The organism is Erythrobacter sp. SN021 (assembly GCF_021864455.1).
In genome coordinates this window covers 78,125-95,615 of sequence record NZ_JAKKUW010000004.1, presented here as the reverse complement: position 1 = coordinate 95,615, position 17,491 = coordinate 78,125, and the positions used below count along the sequence as shown (strand labels likewise).

21 protein-coding genes are annotated in these 17,491 nt (G+C 66.9%); 19 read left to right on the top strand and 2 right to left on the bottom strand.

What is annotated here, in order from left to right; genetic code table 11:
- Positions 1 to 3: 3 nt before the first annotated feature.
- Positions 4 to 396 carry a hypothetical protein gene (locus L5849_RS10710; protein WP_236925556.1) on the bottom strand — a complete coding sequence of 131 codons (393 nt, stop codon included), beginning with the start codon at positions 394 to 396 and terminating at the stop codon, positions 4 to 6.
- A gap of 349 nt (positions 397 to 745) precedes the next feature.
- On the opposite strand from L5849_RS10710, the gene L5849_RS10705 reads away from it, so the two are divergent.
- Both L5849_RS10705 and L5849_RS10700 read left to right on the top strand, forming a co-directional pair.
- Complete coding sequence (locus L5849_RS10705; RefSeq protein ID WP_236925555.1) at positions 746 to 1,423, top strand: hypothetical protein; 678 nt, start codon at positions 746 to 748, stop codon at positions 1,421 to 1,423.
- Positions 1,410 to 2,765, top strand: a complete 1,356-nt coding sequence (locus L5849_RS10700) for a DNA-packaging protein (protein ID WP_236925554.1) — start codon at positions 1,410 to 1,412, stop codon at positions 2,763 to 2,765. Before L5849_RS10705 ends, L5849_RS10700 begins: the two co-directional genes overlap by 14 nt.
- Positions 2,766 to 2,858: 93 nt before the next feature.
- Here L5849_RS10700 and L5849_RS10695 read toward each other — a convergent pair whose 3' ends face one another.
- Complete coding sequence (locus tag L5849_RS10695) at positions 2,859 to 3,173, bottom strand: GIY-YIG nuclease family protein (RefSeq protein WP_236925553.1); 315 nt, start codon at positions 3,171 to 3,173, stop codon at positions 2,859 to 2,861.
- 67 nt (positions 3,174 to 3,240) lie between these two features.
- Here L5849_RS10695 and L5849_RS10690 point away from each other — a divergent pair, with 67 nt between their 5' ends.
- From L5849_RS10690 to L5849_RS10610, 17 genes are all read left to right on the top strand, one after another.
- Positions 3,241 to 4,398: a phage portal protein gene (locus L5849_RS10690; protein WP_115415704.1), complete on the top strand. Its 1,158-nt coding sequence runs from the start codon at positions 3,241 to 3,243 to the stop codon at positions 4,396 to 4,398.
- Positions 4,395 to 4,715: a DUF6127 family protein gene (locus L5849_RS10685; RefSeq protein WP_115415703.1), complete on the top strand. Its 321-nt coding sequence runs from the start codon at positions 4,395 to 4,397 to the stop codon at positions 4,713 to 4,715. Before L5849_RS10690 ends, L5849_RS10685 begins: the two co-directional genes overlap by 4 nt.
- Complete coding sequence (locus L5849_RS10680) at positions 4,712 to 5,218, top strand: HK97 family phage prohead protease (protein ID WP_368735734.1); 507 nt, start codon at positions 4,712 to 4,714, stop codon at positions 5,216 to 5,218. Before L5849_RS10685 ends, L5849_RS10680 begins: the two co-directional genes overlap by 4 nt.
- A 173-nt stretch (positions 5,219 to 5,391) precedes the next feature.
- On the top strand, positions 5,392 to 6,531 hold the full coding sequence (locus L5849_RS10675) for a phage major capsid protein (RefSeq protein WP_236925552.1): 1,140 nt from the start codon (positions 5,392 to 5,394) through the stop codon (positions 6,529 to 6,531).
- A 312-nt stretch (positions 6,532 to 6,843) separates the two neighbouring features.
- Positions 6,844 to 7,131: a head-tail connector protein gene (locus L5849_RS10670; protein WP_236925551.1), complete on the top strand. Its 288-nt coding sequence runs from the start codon at positions 6,844 to 6,846 to the stop codon at positions 7,129 to 7,131.
- Positions 7,101 to 7,283, top strand: coding sequence for a hypothetical protein (locus L5849_RS10665; RefSeq protein ID WP_162814834.1), 183 nt, complete (start codon positions 7,101 to 7,103; stop codon positions 7,281 to 7,283). The genes L5849_RS10670 and L5849_RS10665 overlap by 31 nt, the downstream gene beginning before the upstream one ends.
- The gene (locus tag L5849_RS10660) at positions 7,284 to 7,673 is read left to right on the top strand and encodes a DUF3168 domain-containing protein (protein ID WP_236925550.1); all 390 of its coding nucleotides are present in this window, start codon (positions 7,284 to 7,286) and stop codon (positions 7,671 to 7,673) included.
- 388 nt (positions 7,674 to 8,061) lie between these two features.
- Positions 8,062 to 8,469 (top strand): phage major tail protein, TP901-1 family, encoded by a 408-nt coding sequence (locus L5849_RS10655; protein WP_236925549.1) that lies wholly within the window; start codon positions 8,062 to 8,064, stop codon positions 8,467 to 8,469.
- Positions 8,466 to 8,816 carry a gene transfer agent family protein gene (locus L5849_RS10650; RefSeq protein ID WP_236925548.1) on the top strand — a complete coding sequence of 117 codons (351 nt, stop codon included), beginning with the start codon at positions 8,466 to 8,468 and terminating at the stop codon, positions 8,814 to 8,816. Before L5849_RS10655 ends, L5849_RS10650 begins: the two co-directional genes overlap by 4 nt.
- Before the next feature lie 115 nt (positions 8,817 to 8,931).
- A complete protein-coding gene (locus L5849_RS10645) occupies positions 8,932 to 9,126 on the top strand; it encodes a phage tail assembly chaperone (protein WP_236925547.1) in 195 nt (64 codons plus the stop codon).
- Complete coding sequence (locus L5849_RS10640; protein ID WP_236925546.1) at positions 9,119 to 9,691, top strand: tail tape measure protein; 573 nt, start codon at positions 9,119 to 9,121, stop codon at positions 9,689 to 9,691. Before L5849_RS10645 ends, L5849_RS10640 begins: the two co-directional genes overlap by 8 nt.
- Positions 9,692 to 9,977: 286 nt before the next feature.
- Positions 9,978 to 12,290 (top strand): DUF2460 domain-containing protein, encoded by a 2,313-nt coding sequence (locus tag L5849_RS10635; protein WP_236925545.1) that lies wholly within the window; start codon positions 9,978 to 9,980, stop codon positions 12,288 to 12,290.
- A complete protein-coding gene (locus L5849_RS10630) occupies positions 12,287 to 13,102 on the top strand; it encodes a DUF2163 domain-containing protein (RefSeq protein WP_115415693.1) in 816 nt (271 codons plus the stop codon). Before L5849_RS10635 ends, L5849_RS10630 begins: the two co-directional genes overlap by 4 nt.
- A complete protein-coding gene (locus L5849_RS10625) occupies positions 13,099 to 13,530 on the top strand; it encodes a hypothetical protein (protein ID WP_236925544.1) in 432 nt (143 codons plus the stop codon). The genes L5849_RS10630 and L5849_RS10625 overlap by 4 nt, the downstream gene beginning before the upstream one ends.
- Positions 13,518 to 15,701 (top strand): phage tail protein, encoded by a 2,184-nt coding sequence (locus L5849_RS10620; RefSeq protein ID WP_236925543.1) that lies wholly within the window; start codon positions 13,518 to 13,520, stop codon positions 15,699 to 15,701. The genes L5849_RS10625 and L5849_RS10620 overlap by 13 nt, the downstream gene beginning before the upstream one ends.
- Positions 15,702 to 15,721: 20 nt before the next feature.
- The gene (locus L5849_RS10615; protein WP_236925542.1) at positions 15,722 to 16,180 is read left to right on the top strand and encodes a DUF2793 domain-containing protein; all 459 of its coding nucleotides are present in this window, start codon (positions 15,722 to 15,724) and stop codon (positions 16,178 to 16,180) included.
- Positions 16,181 to 16,370: 190 nt separating this feature from the next.
- On the top strand, positions 16,371 to 17,489 hold the full coding sequence (locus L5849_RS10610; RefSeq protein ID WP_236925541.1) for an OmpA family protein: 1,119 nt from the start codon (positions 16,371 to 16,373) through the stop codon (positions 17,487 to 17,489).
- Positions 17,490 to 17,491 lie beyond the last annotated feature (2 nt).

Genomic DNA, 17,491 nt, shown 5'->3' with positions numbered 1-17,491 from the left:
GGATTACCTCCCCCCTTTCTTCCCCTTTTTGTCATAGCGGGCCTTCCTGACGCTGATGTTATCGAGACTTATCTTATCAATGTTGTCGGCATTCAAGAACTGCCTTCCGGTATTTGATCTCACATTTGAAATCTTGGCATCGCCCACCTGACTGATTCTGATGTCTGGTACATCGGGTTCTTCGGGTTCTTCAGGCTTCTGACGGTCGGGCCTCGATGAAGTGAGCGCAAGCCACATTAGGCCCATCGCACTGACTGCTATAGAAGCGATCCCGCCATAGATGAGAACGTCGAAATATGGCGAACCAGATGGGAGACTTGCTGCGCCGATCATGGCTGCAATCCCCCCACTCAATACGGTGACAAGTAAAGCCAGCAAGATACCGCGTTTTTCCATAGGCACCTCATATCAGATGCCTCTTGGGTTTGTAAGGTATACAATCGCCTTTAGCATTCCCACTCGTCCCGTAGGCGCTTCTCTGGCCATAACCTATTTGACGAAAAATCATTTTCCTACAGCGTTACGCTCGGTTTAGAGAGAATCGCATGATGGGAATTGTCCCGATACAGGGGCTTAGATCGCATCATCGGCTAGGTGGGTTTGTAAACGACACAATCGCCTAGCAAAAGGGAACATCGGAAAAGTGCGATTCGAACGGCCCCGACCATGATCGGGCCTGGCGGGCGGTCCTTGCGGGGCCGCCCTTCGTCGTTTCGTGCCCAGTGCAAATGCGGAAGGGATCGACGTGCCGAGCAAACCAGCGACCGGGACACATCGCGAACCCGAATGGATGGCCCCTTTCCTCACCGCCCTGCGGGCCGAGCCGAAGGTGCGCGCCGCCGCCCGCGCAGCCAAAGTGGCCCTGTCGACCGCCTATCACCGCCGCAGGATGGACCCGGACTTCGCTCGCGAATGGGACGAGGCACGCGGGATACCCATTGGCGAGGGGGCATCCGGCCGGGGCGGCACCCGCCGCATCGGCGCCAAGAAGATCGAACGCTTCCTCGAAACGCTGGCCGAAAGCTCCAATGTCCGCGCCGCGGCCGAAGCGGCGGGGATCGCGCCGCGCGCGGTCTATCGCCTGCGCCGCGACGACCCGGACTTCGCGCGGGCCTGGTATGCGGCGCTGGCCGAAGGATACGACAATCTGGAAATGGAGATGCTCGAACACCTGCGCGCGCAGGGGGCAGGCGAAATCACCCCTGCAAGCGCGCGCAAATTCGACACGGCGACCGCCCTGCGCTGCCTTGTCGCGCACCGCGAAAACGTGGCCCGCGAAAAGGGCCGCCGCGCGCTGGCCGACGAGGTGACGACCATCGCATCGATCAACGCCAAGATCGATGCCCTGCGCCAACGCGCCCGTGCCAACGACCGGACGATCCGCAAATCTCGCCGGAAAGCCGCGCGCGATGGCGAAGGCTAGATCCATTCCCTCGCGCGGGAACTGGCTGCGGCGCGACAGTCCGGAAGCCGAGGCCGATCGCGCGGAACTGGGCCGCCTGCTCACGGCCCACGAGCTTGCCGCGCTGGGAAGCTATTACTGGGAAGGCTGGGCACGCGATGCCCAGCTTCCGCCCGAGCAGCTATGGCGGACATGGCTGATCTGCGCCGGGCGCGGCTTCGGCAAGACCCGGGCGGGCGCCGAATGGGTGCGCGACGTCGCCCGCAACGATCCGGCCGCCCGCATCGCGCTGGTCGGCGCGAGCCTGACCGAAGTCCGCAACGTCATGGTCGAAGGCGATAGCGGCGTGCTGGCCGCCGCCCCCGGTGCGCTGGCCCCGTTATTCGAGCCGAGCCTGCGCAAGCTGACATGGGAAAACGGGGCGACCGCCTGGCTCTATTCGGCGAACGAGCCCGAAGTGCTGCGCGGCCCCCAGCACAGCCACGCCTGGTGCGACGAGATCGCCAAATGGGACAGCGCGGGCGACCGCGCGCTGGCCGCGTGGAACAATCTGCAACTGACCATGCGGCTGGGCGAGCGCCCCCGCGTTCTCGCCACGACCACGCCGCGCACCAACGCGCTGATGCGCCACATCCTGGCGCGGGTGCCCACGGGCGAAGTGGTGGTGGCGAGAGGCAAGACGACCGACAACAAGCATGTGCTACCCGGCGACTATCTCGCCTCGATGATCGAGCAGTTCGAAGGCAGCAGCTTCGGACGACAGGAACTGGCCGGCGAAATGGTCGACGCCGTGGAAGGCGCGCTGTGGAGCCGCGCGCTGCTGGAAAATTGCCGAGCAGGAAGCGAATTGCCCAGGCCGCTCCGCATCGTGGTGGCGGTCGATCCTCCGGTGTCGGCCAGGGGCGATGCCTGCGGGATCGTCGTCGCCATGCTGGGGGCGGACGGCGTGTCCTATGTCCGCGCGGATTGCTCGGTCGAGAAAGCGACTCCCGAACGGTGGGCACGCGCGGTGTCGGATGCGGCCGCGGCATGGCAGGCCGACCGCGTCGTCGCCGAGGCCAACCAGGGCGGCCAGATGGTCGCCAGCGTGTTGCGCGCCGCCGATATCTCGGTGCCGCTGAAACTGGTCCATGCCAGCCGCGGCAAGGTGGCGCGAGCCGAGCCCGTCGCGGCGCTCTATGAAAGCGGGCGGGTGCGCCATGCCGGGCTCTTCGCGAAACTGGAGGATCAGCTCTGCGGCTTGATGGCAGGCGGCGGCTATGAAGGGCCGGGCCGATCGCCCGACCGCGCCGACGCGCTGGTCTGGGCGCTGAGCGAGTTGATGCTGGGCAAGAGCGCGAGGCCGAGGGTGCGTACGGTTTAGGAGAAGAAGCACTGGCCCGGAACAGGTCCGGGCTGACGAACTACAGGACGGACCATCAATTACAGTCACCCCGGACTTGTTCCGGGGCGGTGCTCACTTCTGCAATAGCGGCGGGAAGCCCAGGTCTTCGCCAAGGTCGCGCCACTGGGGATTCGTTTCTTCAATGACGTTGAACTTCCATTGGCGCGGCCAGCGCTTGATGGTCTTCTCGCGCCGGATCGCAACTTCGATGTCGTCATGCGCTTCGAACCAGACGAGGCGCTTGATGTCACGCTCCGCAGTGTAGCCGCCGAAAGTGCCATCGCGATGCTGATGCAACCGCGCGAGCAGGTCGGAACTGACGCCGGTGTAAAGTCGCCCGCGATAGTGGCTGGCGAGGATGTACACCACCGGTTCGAACGTCCGCATCGCTTGTGAATGCAAGAAGCACTGCCCCGGAACAAGTCCGGGGTGACACATAAAACAAGGAAATCCCATGTCCTTCCTCACCAGTCTCGCTTCCGCCTTCAAGGGCGGGGGCGATGCCCGCGTGCCTGTGTCGCGCGGGTTTATCAGCCCCTGGGCGACCGCCTTCGATGGCGGGCCGCTGGGACGCGCGCCGTTCGATTACAGCCGCGAGGTGGCCGAGGCCTATCTTGCCAATCCGGTGGCGCAGCGGTCGGTCCGGATCGTGGCCGAGGGAGTCGGCGGCGCGCCGGTTTCCTGCGCCGACGCGCGGCTGGCGAAACTGCTCGCCTGTTCCTGCGGGTCCCAGCCGCTGCTCGAAGTGCTTGCCGCGCAATTGAGCCTGCATGGCAATGCCTATGTCCAGATCGTCAAGGACGGCGCGGGCGTGCCCATCGAGCTCTATCCGCTGCGGCCCGAGCGGGTGCAGGTGGTGGCGGGCGAGGATGGCTGGCCCACCGCCTTTCGCTACGTCCTCGCCGACCGCACGCTCACGATCCCGCTCGAGGACGAGGACGGGTGGCCGAACCTGGTCCACCTCAAGGGTTTCCACCCGACCGACGACCATTATGGCGCGGGCAGCCTCGCCGCCGCCGCGCCCGCCGTGGCGATCCACAATGCGGCGAGCGAATGGAACCGCGCGCTGCTCGCCAATGCCGCCCGCCCCAGCGGTGCGCTGGTCTATGACGGCGGCGATGCGGGCGGCCTGACCGGCGACCAGTTCGACCGGCTCAAGGCCGAGCTTGCCAGCGCCTTTCAGGGCCACGGCAATGCGGGCCGTCCGATGCTGCTCGAAGGCGGGCTCGACTGGAAGGCGATGAGCCTCAGCCCCGCCGACATGGATTTCGCCACGCTGAAGGCCGCCGCCGCGCGCGACATCGCGCTGGCCTTCGGCGTGCCGCCCATGCTGCTCGGCCTGCCGGGCGATAACACCTATGCCAATTACCGCGAGGCCAACCGCGCGCTGTGGCGGCTCACCCTGCTACCGCTGGCGGGCAAGATCCTGGCCGGGCTGCACGCAGCTTTGTCGGACTGGTTCGCCGATCCGCCCATCGTCGATCTCGACCGCGTCCCCGCGCTTGCCGAAGACCGCGAGAAGCTGTGGGCGCAGGTCAGCGGCGCCGATTTCCTGAGCGGCGCGGAAAAGCGCGCCATGCTCGGCCTCTCCCGATTGGAGACTTCGCAATGACCCGAGAAGACATGCTCGCGCGGCTGATCGCGCAGGCGAACCGCGCCGATACGTCCGGCGGCGTCGAGCTGATCACGCTGCGCGCCATTGTCGAGGAAGCGAGCGAGCTGGGCGCGGACCGGGTGCTGGGCCGGCTCGGCCTCGCCGATCCTTCCGCGCAGGACGATTTGGACGAATTGCGCGAGCTTCTGTCGGCCTGGCGCGATGCCAAGGCCAGCGCATGGAAGGCGGCCATCGAGTGGCTGGTGCGCGGCGTTCTCGCGCTGCTGCTGGTCGGCATCGCCGTGCGGCTGGGTGTCGGGGAGATGCTGTCGTGAGCCGCGAACACGGGTCCCCCTCCCCTTCGGGATGGCCCAGGGGTGGGGGCCCGACCTCGCCTGCAAGCGCCGCAAACCCACCCCCGGCCCCTCCCTCGAGCGAGGGGAGGCCGCTCCGCATAGCCGGCTATGCCGCGCTGTTCGACAAGGTGGACGGTGCGCGCGATACGATCCGCCCCGGCGCCTTCGCGCGCACCCTGGCGGAGCGCAGCGGCCCCTACCCGCTCTACTGGCAGCACCGGCCCGACCGGCGCATCGGCTGGGTCGAGACCGCGGGCGAGGATGCGCGCGGCCTCAGGATCATTGCCAGCATCGACAAGGCGCAAGGCCGCGCCGCCAGGTTGCTGCGGACAAGGGCGGTGAACGGCCTCAGCTTCGGCTACCGCGCAAGGGCCTATCGCCAGACGCCGCAGGGCCGGGAACTCGCCGAGATCGAGCTGTTCGAGGTCAGCGTGGTGACGCACCCGCTGCAGGACGGCGCAAGAGTGCATTTCACGACCTGACGGATACCCGCCCCTCTTCTTCAGAGGAGGGGCAACGAGACTTGGTGAGCCGCAGGCGAACCTAGTCGCAGTGGGGTGGTGCCCTCAGGCGCTCGCTCCGCTCGCCACCACCCCAACCCCCTCCTCTGAAGAAGAGGGGGCTTTTCGCGTGCCCATCAGAAAAAGGATTACGTATGGATACCACCCCCGCCCCCACCGATACCGCCGAAGCCAGCTTCGATATCGTCGCCCGCCAGGACAAGACCGAAGCCGATGTCGCCGCGCTGCGCTCCGACGTCGACGAGGTGAAGGCGCGCGTCGACAAGATCGGCCGCGTAGCTGCCCGCCCCGCGATCGGCACCGCCGACGAGAGCGCCCCCGAAGTGAAAGGCTTCGTCGACGGCTATCTGCGCCGTGGTTCGACCGCCGAGTTCAAGTCGATCACCGGCACCGTGCCCGCCGATGGCGGCTATGCCGTGCCGCGCCAGATCGACGCTTTGATTGCCCGCGCGCTTATCGAGATCAGCCCGATCCGCGCCATCGCCCAGGTCGTGCAGACGGGCAGCGCGGGCTATCGCAAGCTCGTCACCACCGGCGGCACGGCCAGCGGCTGGGTCAGCGAGACCGCCGCGCGGCCCGAAACCGACACGCCCGAATTTGCCGAGATCGCGCCGCCCACGGGCGAGCTTTACGCCAACCCCGCCGCGAGCCAGGCGATGCTCGACGATGCCGGGTTCGACCTCGAAAACTGGCTCGCCAGCGAGATCGCGATGGAATTCGCCCGCGCCGAAGGGGCCGCCTTCATCGGCGGCAGCGGGATCGACCAGCCCGAAGGCTTCCTCAATGCGCCGGCGACGATGGCAGAGGACGCCGCGCGCCCCTTCGGCACGCTGCAATATCTCGCCTCGGGCGATGCGGGCGGGTTCGATGCCAATCCGGACGCAAAGCTGATCGACCTCGTCCATACGCTCAAGGCGGGACACCGCCAGGGTGCGAGCTTCGTGATGAATTCGGCCACGCTCGCCGAAGTGCGCAAGCTGAAGAGTGCCGATGGCGCCTTCCTGTGGCAGCCGGGCCTGGTCGAGGGCCAACCCGACCGCCTGCTCGGCTATCCGGTGGTCGAGGCGGAGGACATGCCCGATATCGCGGCAGGCACCTATCCGATCGCCTTCGGCAATTTCCGCCACGGCTATCTGATCGCCGAACGCAGCGCCACGCAGGTGCTGCGCGATCCCTTCACCAACAAGCCCTTCGTTCACTTCTACGCCACCAAGCGCGTCGGCGGGCAGGTACTCGACAGCAACGCGATCAAGCTGCTGAAGATCGAGCTGTAAGAGCTGGCAAGCAGGCCCGGTGTCCCCTGCCGGGCCTGTTTGTTTTTTGTTTTTCGAACCCGCCTCCGCGGGTTCGTCCTCGCTAGACGTGCGGCAAGCCGCACCCGCTGCGGGCGGGCTGTCGCCCTTGCCGGCCCTCCGCCGGGCCGGATCTGGCGCAAACCAACTGACCGGCGAAAGTCTCCGAGCCAAAGGCGAGGCAAGCGCGACTGCGCGCCCGCAGCGACGCGCCCGAAGGGCGTGTGAGCGAGGATAGCCTAAGGCCGCGGACGCGGCCGCCGGCGCCTGAGGCCAAACAAGGAATCCCCCCACATGCCCCCAGACCTGTCCGGCCAGCCACTTGGCGAACTCAAGCAATGGCTGGCGATTAGCACGCCGGGCGAGGACGCGCTGCTGCTCCGCCTGCTCGCGACCGCCTGGCAGGTGTGCCTGCAATTCACCGGCATTCCCGCCGCCGGCTGGAGCGATCTCGACGAGGCTCTGCGTCACGGGATCGTCCGCTTCGCCGCGCATCAATATCGCGAGCGGGACGCGGATGACGGGCACCTGCCCACATCCATCGCCGCGCTGTGGCGACCCTACCGCATGGTGCGGCTGTGAGTTTCGCCGCGCTGGCCCAGCGCCTCACCCGCCGCGCCGCGACGCTGGCCGCGGCCCGCGCCGAGAGCCGCATCCGCGCCCGCCGCCGCAATGGCGGCCAATGGCACCGCGCTAGACTGCTGTGGCCGCTCTTCACACAAGGGAGCGAGTAGATGGAAACCGCCTTGCGCAGCGCGCTGGTCGGCTGGTTGCGCGCCGACCCCATCCTCGCCGGGATGGTCAATGCAATCGAGGAAGAAGGTCCGATCGCCGCCAGCCCGCCGCACATTGCGATTGCGGCAAGCGCGAGCACCGACTGGTCGACCAAGACCGGGCCTGGCCGCGAGATTCGCCTGGCGCTCGAATTGGTGGATCGCGGCGACGAGGCAACCGCAACCGGCGCCATCGCCGCCCGCATCGAGCAACGCATCGCCACGCTCGCCCCGCAGCAGAGCGGGTTTCGCGTGGTCGTCACCCAATTCCTGCGCAGCCGCGCCGAACGCCGCCGCCGAAACCTGCGAGCGGTCCTGCTCGAATATCGCTTCCTGACGACCGCAGGCTGATCGGCCCCTCTTCATTCAGAGGAGGGGCAACGAGACTGGCGATGCGCAGCAGTGCCTAGTCGCAGTGGGGTGGTGCTCAAAGGCACCCGCTCCGCTCGCCACCACCCCCAAACCCCCTCCTCTGAAGAAGAGGGGGCTTTTTCGCGCCGACCTCCGTCGGTGCGTCCTCGGTGCCGTTTCGACGCGTGTCGCGTCGAGCACCTGCGGGCCTCTCCCGGCCCGGATTTGGCGCGACACATCTGATCAACTCGATTTTCCGAGCCGAAGGCGAGGCAAGGCCGACTGGCCGCCCGCAGCGACGCGACCTTCAGGTCGCATGAGCGAGGAAAGCCTAAGGCCGCGGAGGCGGCCGCCGGCGATTGAGGCCAAACAAAAAAGGACACATGACATGACAGCCCAGAAAGGTGCCGCCTTCCTCCTCAAGATCGGCGATGGCGGTTCGCCCGTAAGCTACGAGACCGTCGCCGGGCTCAGAACCACGCAGATGAGCGTCAATGGCGATACGGTGGTCGTCACGCACAAGGAAAGCGGCGGCTGGCGCGAACTGCTGTCGGGCGCGGGAACGCGCTCGGTCTCGGTCTCGGCCTCGGGCATCTTCCTCGGTTCGAATGCCGAGGCATCGGTGCGCGCCCATGCGCTCGCCGGAACGCTCGACGATTACGAACTGAGCTTCGAGGACGGCGCGAAAATGCGCGGCCGCTTCCTTGTCCAGCGGCTCGACTATGCGGGCGATTTCAATGGCGAGCGGACCTATGCGCTCCAGCTCGAAAGCTCCGGCGCGGTGGTGCCGTCGTGAACGGTGCTCAAGCAGCCACAGGCGGTAGCGCCGACCAGAAGCCGAGCAACCCGGTTCGCGGCGAAGCCACGCTTGTCATCGCGGGCAGGCCCTTTCTCCTGCGCCCCACATTCAACGCACTGGTCTGCGCCGAGGAAGAGCTGGGATCGCTGTTCGCGCTGGTCGAACGCGCGGGCGAAGGCAAGCTGCGCCTCGCCGAAATCGCCACGCTGTTCTGGCACTGCCTTGCCCAGCGCGGCGGGCTGACCCGCGAGGATGTGGGGCAGGCCGTGCTCGCCCAAGGCCTCGCGGCGGCCGCCAGACCGCTGCGGGTGCTGCTGGCCGAGATTCTGAAGGGTCAGCCGTGATGATCGCACCAGGCGATCTCCCCTGCCCATGGCGAGGGGGCAGGTCTGGGTGTTCGCCCCATCGGGCAAGCGGGGCACACCCACCCCCAGCCCCTCCCTCAAGGGAGGGGAGCCAGTGAGCGAGGCCTTCTCGGGCGCGGCGCTTCGACTGGCCGCGCTGGCCGCAGCGTATCTCCGCTGGACGCCGCGCATCTTCTGGAACGCGACGCCTTCCGAACTCACCGCAAGCCTCGCCCCGCCCTTGCCCGGCGAAACCCCGCCCAGCCGCGCCGAAATCGCGGCGCTGATAGAACGAGACAGCCATGGATGACGAGATCGACGATCTGATCGTTGCGGTACGCGCCGACACGCAGGCCTTCGCCGCGGATATGCAAACGATGCGCAGCACCTTCGATACGACGCTGCTCGACGGCTTCGAGAATGCGGGCCGGGTGCTCGAACGCGGGCTGCTCTCCGCGATCCGCAAGGGCAGCCTGGGATTCGACGATCTGAAGCGCATGGCCACCAGCGCGCTCGACCAGATCGCCGCCCAGGCGCTCCAGCTCGGGCTCGACCGTCTGTTCGCCGGTTCGGGCGATGGCGGGCTCGGCGGCCTGCTTGCGGGCACGATCGGTGCGCTGTTCGGCCTGCCGGGACGCGCGACCGGAGGGCTGGTGGCCCCCGACCGCCCCTATCTCGTCGGCGAACGCGGCCCCGAACTGTTCGTGCCGACCAGCGCGGGTCGGGTCGAACCGAATGCAGGTGGCGGCACGGGCCGCTCGGATGTGCGCGTCGCGATCAATTTGTCGGCACCGCGCGGCACTTCCGCACCGGTCGCGCTGCAACGATCCTCGCGTCAGGTGGCCAGCGCAGTGCGGCGGGTATTATCTGTCTAGCCTCAGGCGATCTTTTGTTTTTCGAACCCGCATCCGCGGGTTCGTCCTCGCTAGACGTGCGGCAAGCCGCACCCGCTGCGGGCGGGCGCTTGCCCTTGCCGTCCGCTGGTCGCGGACGGTGCTTTTGCGCTCGCAGACGTTTGGCGATGCTTTCCGAGCCGAAGGCGAGGCAAGCGCGACTGCGCGCCCGCAGCGATGCGACCTTCAGGTCGCATGAGCGAGGATAGCCTGAGGCCGCGGATGCGGCCGCCGGCGCTTGAGGCCCACAAAAAAAGGAAACAACCCCATGGCTTTCTGGCTCGCCCGCGAGAGACGCGGGCAGCATTCCGATTATATCCAGCGCTTCGATCCGCGCTTCTGGACGGTCAATTTCCCGCGCCCGATGATGGCCAGCGTGGTGACGACCGCAGCCGATGCGCTGCGCGTCGAGTGCGAGTTTCACCACGAGGGCGAGCTTGCGGGGCTGATCTGGGACAGCGAAGACACGCTCGACCATCCGCTGCTCGCCTATGAGACCCAGCGCGATTACGCGCATTGCGTGCTGCGCTTTCGCTGGCGCAGCGGCGGGCTGCTGGCACTCGACGTACCGCATGGCCCGACGCTGACGATCGAGGGCCGCGACGCGGCAGGCAATCCGCGCGCCTGGTATGTCCGGCTGTGGAACTATGCCAGCGGTTCGCCCACCGATGCGCGGATCGAACTGCCGTTCTCCGCGCTGGAATCCGGTTACAGCCTTCCGGGCGAAGCGATCCACCCGGCCGATATCGACCGCATGTTCATCAGCCTCGTCCCGCAAGGCTATGTCGAGGGCAGCACGGCGCAATTGCCCGCGCGGGTCGAAGGCTGGGCCGAAATGAGCGCCATTTCCTGCGAGGGCGAACACGCCTCGCTCGACATCGGCGATGTGCTCGTCCCCGCCCATGGCGAGCACATCGCCACTGCCTATGACGACAGTTTCAACCAGACGCCCGCGCGGCTGATCCGCAATATCGAAGGCCTCGGCTATCGCGGGCGCGTGGTCCACTATGTCGGGATGAGCCATTATTTCCGGCTCGAACCGCTGGGCGGCGAACATTACGTCAGCCTGGCGGGCGGCGCGATCAACCGCCCGTGCGAGGCCTGGCACTGGGCCTATGCCGCGGCGGCGCGCGACCATGGCTTCGATCTCGTCTGGTCGCTATCCTACGAATTGTTCGACGCGCATTGCTGGAACGACTGGAAGCAGCGCGCGCATGACGGATCGCCCGCGCTGACCGGCTGGGAGCCGCCATCCGCGCTGCTATCGCCTGCCCATTCGGGCGCGATGGGCTATCTGCAACAGATCGCGCGGGCGTTCGTGGAGATCGCGCTGGACGCCGGGATGCCCGTGCTGTTCCAGATCGGCGAGCCATGGTGGTGGACCGTGCCGCAGACCGGCGCGCCCTGCCTGTACGATGCCAGCGCACAGGCGGCGCTGGGCGGCGATCCGGTGGAGATCGCCTCGCTGCGCGATCCGCTCGACGCGGCACAGACGGCTCTGCTCGATGCCGCCGGAGATCTACTGGCCAATTCGACGCTCGCGCTGGCCAGTGCCGTTCGCGACGCGGCCGGCGGCAACGCCGAAATCATGCTGTTGACCTTCACCCCCACCGTGCTCGATCCGGCGACGCCCGAAGCCTGGCGCGCCAATATGCCGGTCGGCTGGCGCTATCCCGCCTTCGACCGCCTGCAGCTCGAGGATTACGACTGGCTGGTTGGCGGGGCGGATGCGGCGCGGCGCCATGCCTATAACTGGGTCGAGCGGCACCTCGCCTATCCGGCCGCCGCAACCGATTATCTTTCCGGTTTCGTACTCGATCCCGCCGATTCCGACGCGTCCTGGCCGCTGATCGACGAGGCGCTGGACAAGGCCCGCGAACGGAGCGTGAGCCAGAGATTCGTCTGGGCGCTGCCCCAGGTCGCGCGCGACGGATACACCCGCCAGCCCCCCGGAGAAGACGTGATGACCCCTTTCGACGATGTCGCCTATCCGCTCGCGCTTGGCCGGGATGCGGCGGCGAGCCCCGAATTTTCCACCTCGGTCGCCGTCACCGCCTCGGGCTACGAACACCGCAACGCGCTGTGGTCCGATGCCCGCATGCGCTACGATGTCGGCCCGGGCATCCGCTCGGAAAAGGAACTGGGCACGCTGCTGGCCTTCTTCCGCGCGCGCTATGGCCCGGCACGGGGCTTTCGCCTGCGCGATCCCTTCGATTTCAGTTCCAACGGGATGACCGGCGCGCCCACAGCCACCGACCAGCCGCTCGGCAACGGCGATGGCATCGCCAGCCGCTACCGCCTGGTCAAGACCTATGGCGAGCAGCTCCGCGCGATCACCCGGCCCGATCTCGCGACGCTGGTCGTCGCGGTCGACGGCCTCCCGACTGCCGCCTGGACCTATGAGACGGGGGGCTGGATCGTTTTCGATACCGCGCCCGCGAACGGTGCGCCGATCACTGCCGGTTTCCTGTTCGACGTGCCGGTTCGCTTCGCGGAAGACCGGCTCGACGTGAGCGGCCTTTCCTTCGCGGCGGGCGAAGCGCCTTCGGTTCCGCTAATCGAGATCCGGGAAGCGGCATGAGCAGGGTATTCTTCGCCGCCGAGCTGGAAACCGCGGCAAGCTGGTGGCGCATCTTTCGGCGCGACGGCGTGACGCTCGGCTTCACCACGCATGATCGCGACTTGTGGTTCGACGGCGTCCTGCATCGCGCCGCCCCGGGCATGTTGCCCGCCGCGATCCGTCTTACCGCCGGCTTCGAGGACGATCCGGGCGATGTCGAGGGGGCGCTCAGTCACGATTCGATCGCCGAGGCGGATCTCGCCCGGGGGCGATATGACGGCGCGCTGGTCGAAAGCGGGATCGTCGACTGGGAAACGCTGGAACGCGCCACGCTGTATTCCGGATCGATCGCCAGCGTCAGCCGCGAAGCGGCAGGGTTCAAGGCCGCGCTGTCATGCGACAAGGCCCGGCTGGCGGGAGACACGGTTCCGCTCGCGGGCCCTTCGTGCCGGGCACGCTTTTGCGGGCCGGGATGCAGCCTCAACCCGGTGGCGTTCGAGAAGCGCGCGCGCGTGCTCGCACTCGATCCCGATGCTGGCACAGTTACGATGGATATCGCCGAAACGGCGCCCTATCGCTACGGCCTCCTGCGCTGGCTCGACGGCCCCTCCACCGGCCTGGAAAGCGCCATCGTCGATACCAACGGCAGCGTGCTGACCCTTGCCCAGCGGATCGACGCCGATCTGCCCGCCAATGTGCGGGTGCGCCTGCGCGAAGGGTGCGACAAGACCATCGCCACTTGCGCCGAGCGTTTCGGCAATGCGGCCAATTTCCGCGGCGAACCCTTCCTGCCCGGCAACGACATGCTGGCGCAATATCCGGTGGCGCGATGACGATGGTTGCAGAACAGTTCGCCGGGGCAGCCGAAGCGCTGGTCGGCACCCGCTTCCGCCTACACGGGCGCGACCCGGAAACGGGCCTCGATTGCATTGGCCTCGTCGGCTGCGCGCTCGAAGCCTGCGGGAAGGCCGTGCGCTATCCGCGCGGCTACCGGTTGCGCAATGCCGATATTGCGCGCTGGCTGGACTTCGCAGGCGCAAACGGACTGCACGGCTGTCGCGGCATGACGATGCGAGGCGATGTCCTGCTGATCCGGCCAGGCCCGGCCCAGCATCACCTCCTCGTCGCTCTGGGCGCAGATCGTTTCGTTCACGCCCATGCCGGTCTGCGCCGCGTGGTCGCCCAGCATATCGCGGCCATGGCGGCTCCCCTCGCCCACTGGCGGCTTCAACCGGAATTGGAAACACCATGGCAACGCTAGTGCTCGGTGCGCTCGGCACTCTGGTCGGCGGTCCGATCGGCGGCGCGATAGGCGCCACACTGGGTCGCAGCCTCGATTCCACGATCATCGGTTCGCCGCGACGCGAAGGCCCGCGTCTCAAGGAACTGGCGATCAGCACGTCGAGCTACGGCCAGCCGATCCCGGCGATCTACGGCGCGGCGCGCGTGCCGGGCACGGTGATCTGGGCCACCGATCTGAAGGAAGATCGCGAGACCAGCGGAGGCGGAAAGGGCAAACCCAAAACCACGACCTATAATTACAGCGTCTCGCTCGCCCTCGCCCTGTCGAGCCGCCCCATCCAGTCGGTCGGCCGGATCTGGGCGGACGGACACTTGCTGCGCGGCAGCGCGGGCGACCTGAAGACTGCCGGAACCCTTCGTATCCATACCGGGCATGCGGATCAGATGCCCGACCCCTTGCTGGCGGCGGCAATCGGCGCCAGGTGCCCAGCCTATCGAGGCTGCGCCTATGTAGTGTTCGAGGACCTCGCGCTGGAAGATTTCGGCAACCGCATTCCCGCGCTCAGTTTCGAAGTTTTCGCCGATCCGGCCACGCGGATCGTCGATGAGATAGCGCAGCAGCAGGGTCTCGCGAGCCGCCGGGCGGAATTCCCCGAGTTGCGAGGATTCATCCATGACAGCGGCAGCCCGGCGGCGGTGTTATCGCTGATCGATCGCCTGAGGCCGCTGACCGCCCTATGCGGCAAGGGGCGTACCCTGATCGAGGGAGGCGCGCAGCCATCGGGAGAGATACCGCTTCTGCCCGCCGCAGCTGCCTGGGGAGAGGGCGATTTCGGCCGTGAGAGCGGCACCGCGCTGGCCCGCGCATCATCCCCCGATCGGGTGCTCTCGGCGCTGCGCTATTACGATCCGTCGCGCGCCTACCAGCCCGGTCTTCAGCGCACCGACGCATTGCAGACCACTCGCTCGGCAGCGTCGGTGCTGGAGTTTCCCGGAATATTGAGCGCCACCGATGCCCATACGCTTCTCGCGCGGGCATCGGTGCGGGGGCGGCAGGGCGGCGAAACACTGGCCTGGCGCACATGCGAGCTCGATCCGGATATCGGGCCGGGCAGCATTGTGCGGGCTCCGAGCCTGTCTGGCCTGTGGCAGATCGATAGCTGGGAGTGGCGCGAAGGCGGGATCGAGTTGGAGCTGGTCCGCTACGCCGCCCCACCAACCGCCAGCCAGGCCGCCGACCCGGGACGCGGCTGGTCTCCGCCCGATCGTCCCGCAGTGAGAACCAGCCTGCGTGTGTTCGAATTGCCTTGGGATGGTGCGGGTTCGAGCGAGATCGCGCGTCGTTTCGCCGCCATTTCCGCGCCGGACGGACGCTGGTCGGGCGCGACACTCTATCGGACGAGTGGCGACGGTTTGGTTCCACTCGCGCAAAGCGGCCGTGTTCGCGCGGTTGGAGGCACGCTGATCGATACGCTGCCGCCGAGCAACGCGCTGCGACTCGAACTGTCTGCCTCCTGCCGCGTCGCGCTCCTCAACCGCAGCGCCGACCTCGAACCGGTCACCACCGATGGGCTGGCACGCGGCGCCAATCGCCTGCTGATCGGTGACGAGATCGTCCAGTTCGGAGAGTGCAAGGCCGAAGGTGACGGCGTCTGGCGGCTGACCGGATTGCTGCGAGGCCGCGGCGGTACGGAAATCGAGGCGGCGAGCGGCCATCCATCGGGAGCTCCGGTCACCCTGCTGGACGAGCGGCTGATGGAACTGCCGGAGGGGATAAATCTGGGCGAGCCCGGCCAAATCGCAGCCATCGGTCTCGCCGATAGCGACCCGGTCCTGGCCACACTCGAGGCCCCTGGGCGGACGCGGCGCCCCCTGTTTCCGGTCCAGCCTCGCTGCGTATCCGACGGCGCGGGCGGCATCGTGCTTGGCTGGACTCGCCGTGCCCGAGGCGGCTGGCCCTGGCTCGACGAGGTCGAACAACCCCTCGTGGAACAGGTCGAACGGTACGAAGTCGGGTTGGGAGAGCCGGAAAACCCCGCCCGTTTGTGGACCGTGTCAGAACCCAGCCTCGCGCTTCCCGCCCCGGAAATCGCCTCTCTCGCGGCGCTCGCACCCGGTGCGTCGCTGTGGGTGCGCCAAAAAGGCAGCTTTGCTGTCTCGCCGCCCCTGCACCTCACCATCCTTTCCTAACCAACCGACAGGATCGCCCCATGACCCAGCCTTTCACCTTCGACTCGTCGACCGGACGCCATGCGCTTCCCCTTCTCGTTGCCGGACAGGCGCAGAAGGAATTCTTCGTGAACGAAGCGCTGGCGCGGATCGACGCGCTGCTCCACCCGGTGGTGGAGGGGCAGGCCGGCACGCCGCCCGCCTCCCCAGCGATCGGGGAGTGCTGGATCGTCGCTGCCGCCGCATCGGGCGAATGGGAGAATCGCGGAGACCATCTGGCGAGCTGGGACGGCACGCAATGGAGCTTCTGTGCCCCGGCGGAAGGCATGCTTGTCTTCGACCGTTCGGTGGGGGAACGCCTGGCCTTTCTCGACGGATGGAGCCGACCCGTTCGGCCCGTGCCGCCGGCCGGTGGTTCGGTAATCGACAGCGAAGCGCGTACGGCAATCGGGGCGATCGTCGACCTGCTTGCAACACTTGCGATAATCCCGCGAATTTGACGGGAACCCGATGCGCCTCGTACCGTTCGCCAGATACGGAAGGGGTCCGCAGCCCGGAACTCATTCTCAATGCGCGGGAAAAGCGGCATTATTGCAACAGTTCCCGCCCATTGTTTGCTTGCCACCTCAAGGGTTGAAAGTTAGATATGCTGCACTCGGTGGCTCCAATTCGCAAAAAGGGGAAACTATAATGCGGAAATTCGTCATAGGAATGGCGATGGCCTCTACGGCCCTTGCATCGCCAGCCCTGGCAAAGGACGACAGCTGGTACATCGGCGCCGAATTCGGTGCCATGCTCGTCGAAGATACCGAATTCGAAATCAACGGCGGTCCGGACGCACACACCATCAACCATGAATATGGTTTCGATGGCGGTGGCTATGTCGGTTATGATTTCGGCGCTTTCCGTCTGGAAGCCGAAGTCAGCTATCGCCAGGCAGATATCGATAGCATTCTGGTTGGCACTCCCGGTCTGCTTTCCGGCTCGGGTGCAACGGTTCCTGCTGGCACCTACGAGGCCGCTGGCGGTGATGTCAGCGCGCTTTCCTTCATGCTGAACGGCCTGCTCGATTTCGGTCCCGATGATGGCCTTCAGGGCTATGTTGGTGGCGGTGTCGGTGTGGCACGCACCAGCTACGAAGCTAGCCTGAACACGAATGCGGCTCCGTCGCTCGACGATTCGGACAGCGGTCTTGCCTGGCAGGTTCTTGCCGGTGTTCGCGCTCCGCTGACCGACAATGTCGATGTCGGCCTGCGCTATCGTTACTTCAACGCCGACAGCGTCGAACTGGTCGACCTGGGTGGTAACGCGCTGGAAGATTCGTTCACCAGCCACTCGCTGATGGGTACGCTCGAGTACAATTTCGGTGCTCCGCCCCCGCCGCCGCCTCCCCCGCCGCCCCCGCCGCCGCCGCCTCCCCCGCCGCCGCCTCCCCCGCCGCCGCCTCCGGCGCCGGTCTGCGAGACGGGTCCCTATATCGTCTTCTTCAACTGGGACGAATCGGCGATCACTCCGGAAGCAGCGACGATCCTGGACAATGCGGTTTCGGCCTACGCCAACTGCGGCACTGCCTCGGTGATGCTGGCCGGTCACACCGACCGTTCGGGTTCGGTAACCTACAATATGGGTCTCGCCGAACGGCGTAACGACTCGGTCCGTGGTTACCTGAGCTCGCGCGGTATTCCGGATGGCCGGATCACCAGCGAAGCGTTCGGTGAATCGCAGCCGCGCGTCCCGACCGCCGACGGTGTTCGCGAACTGCAGAACCGTCGCGTCGAAATCACTTACGGTCCGGGTTCGGGCATGTAAGC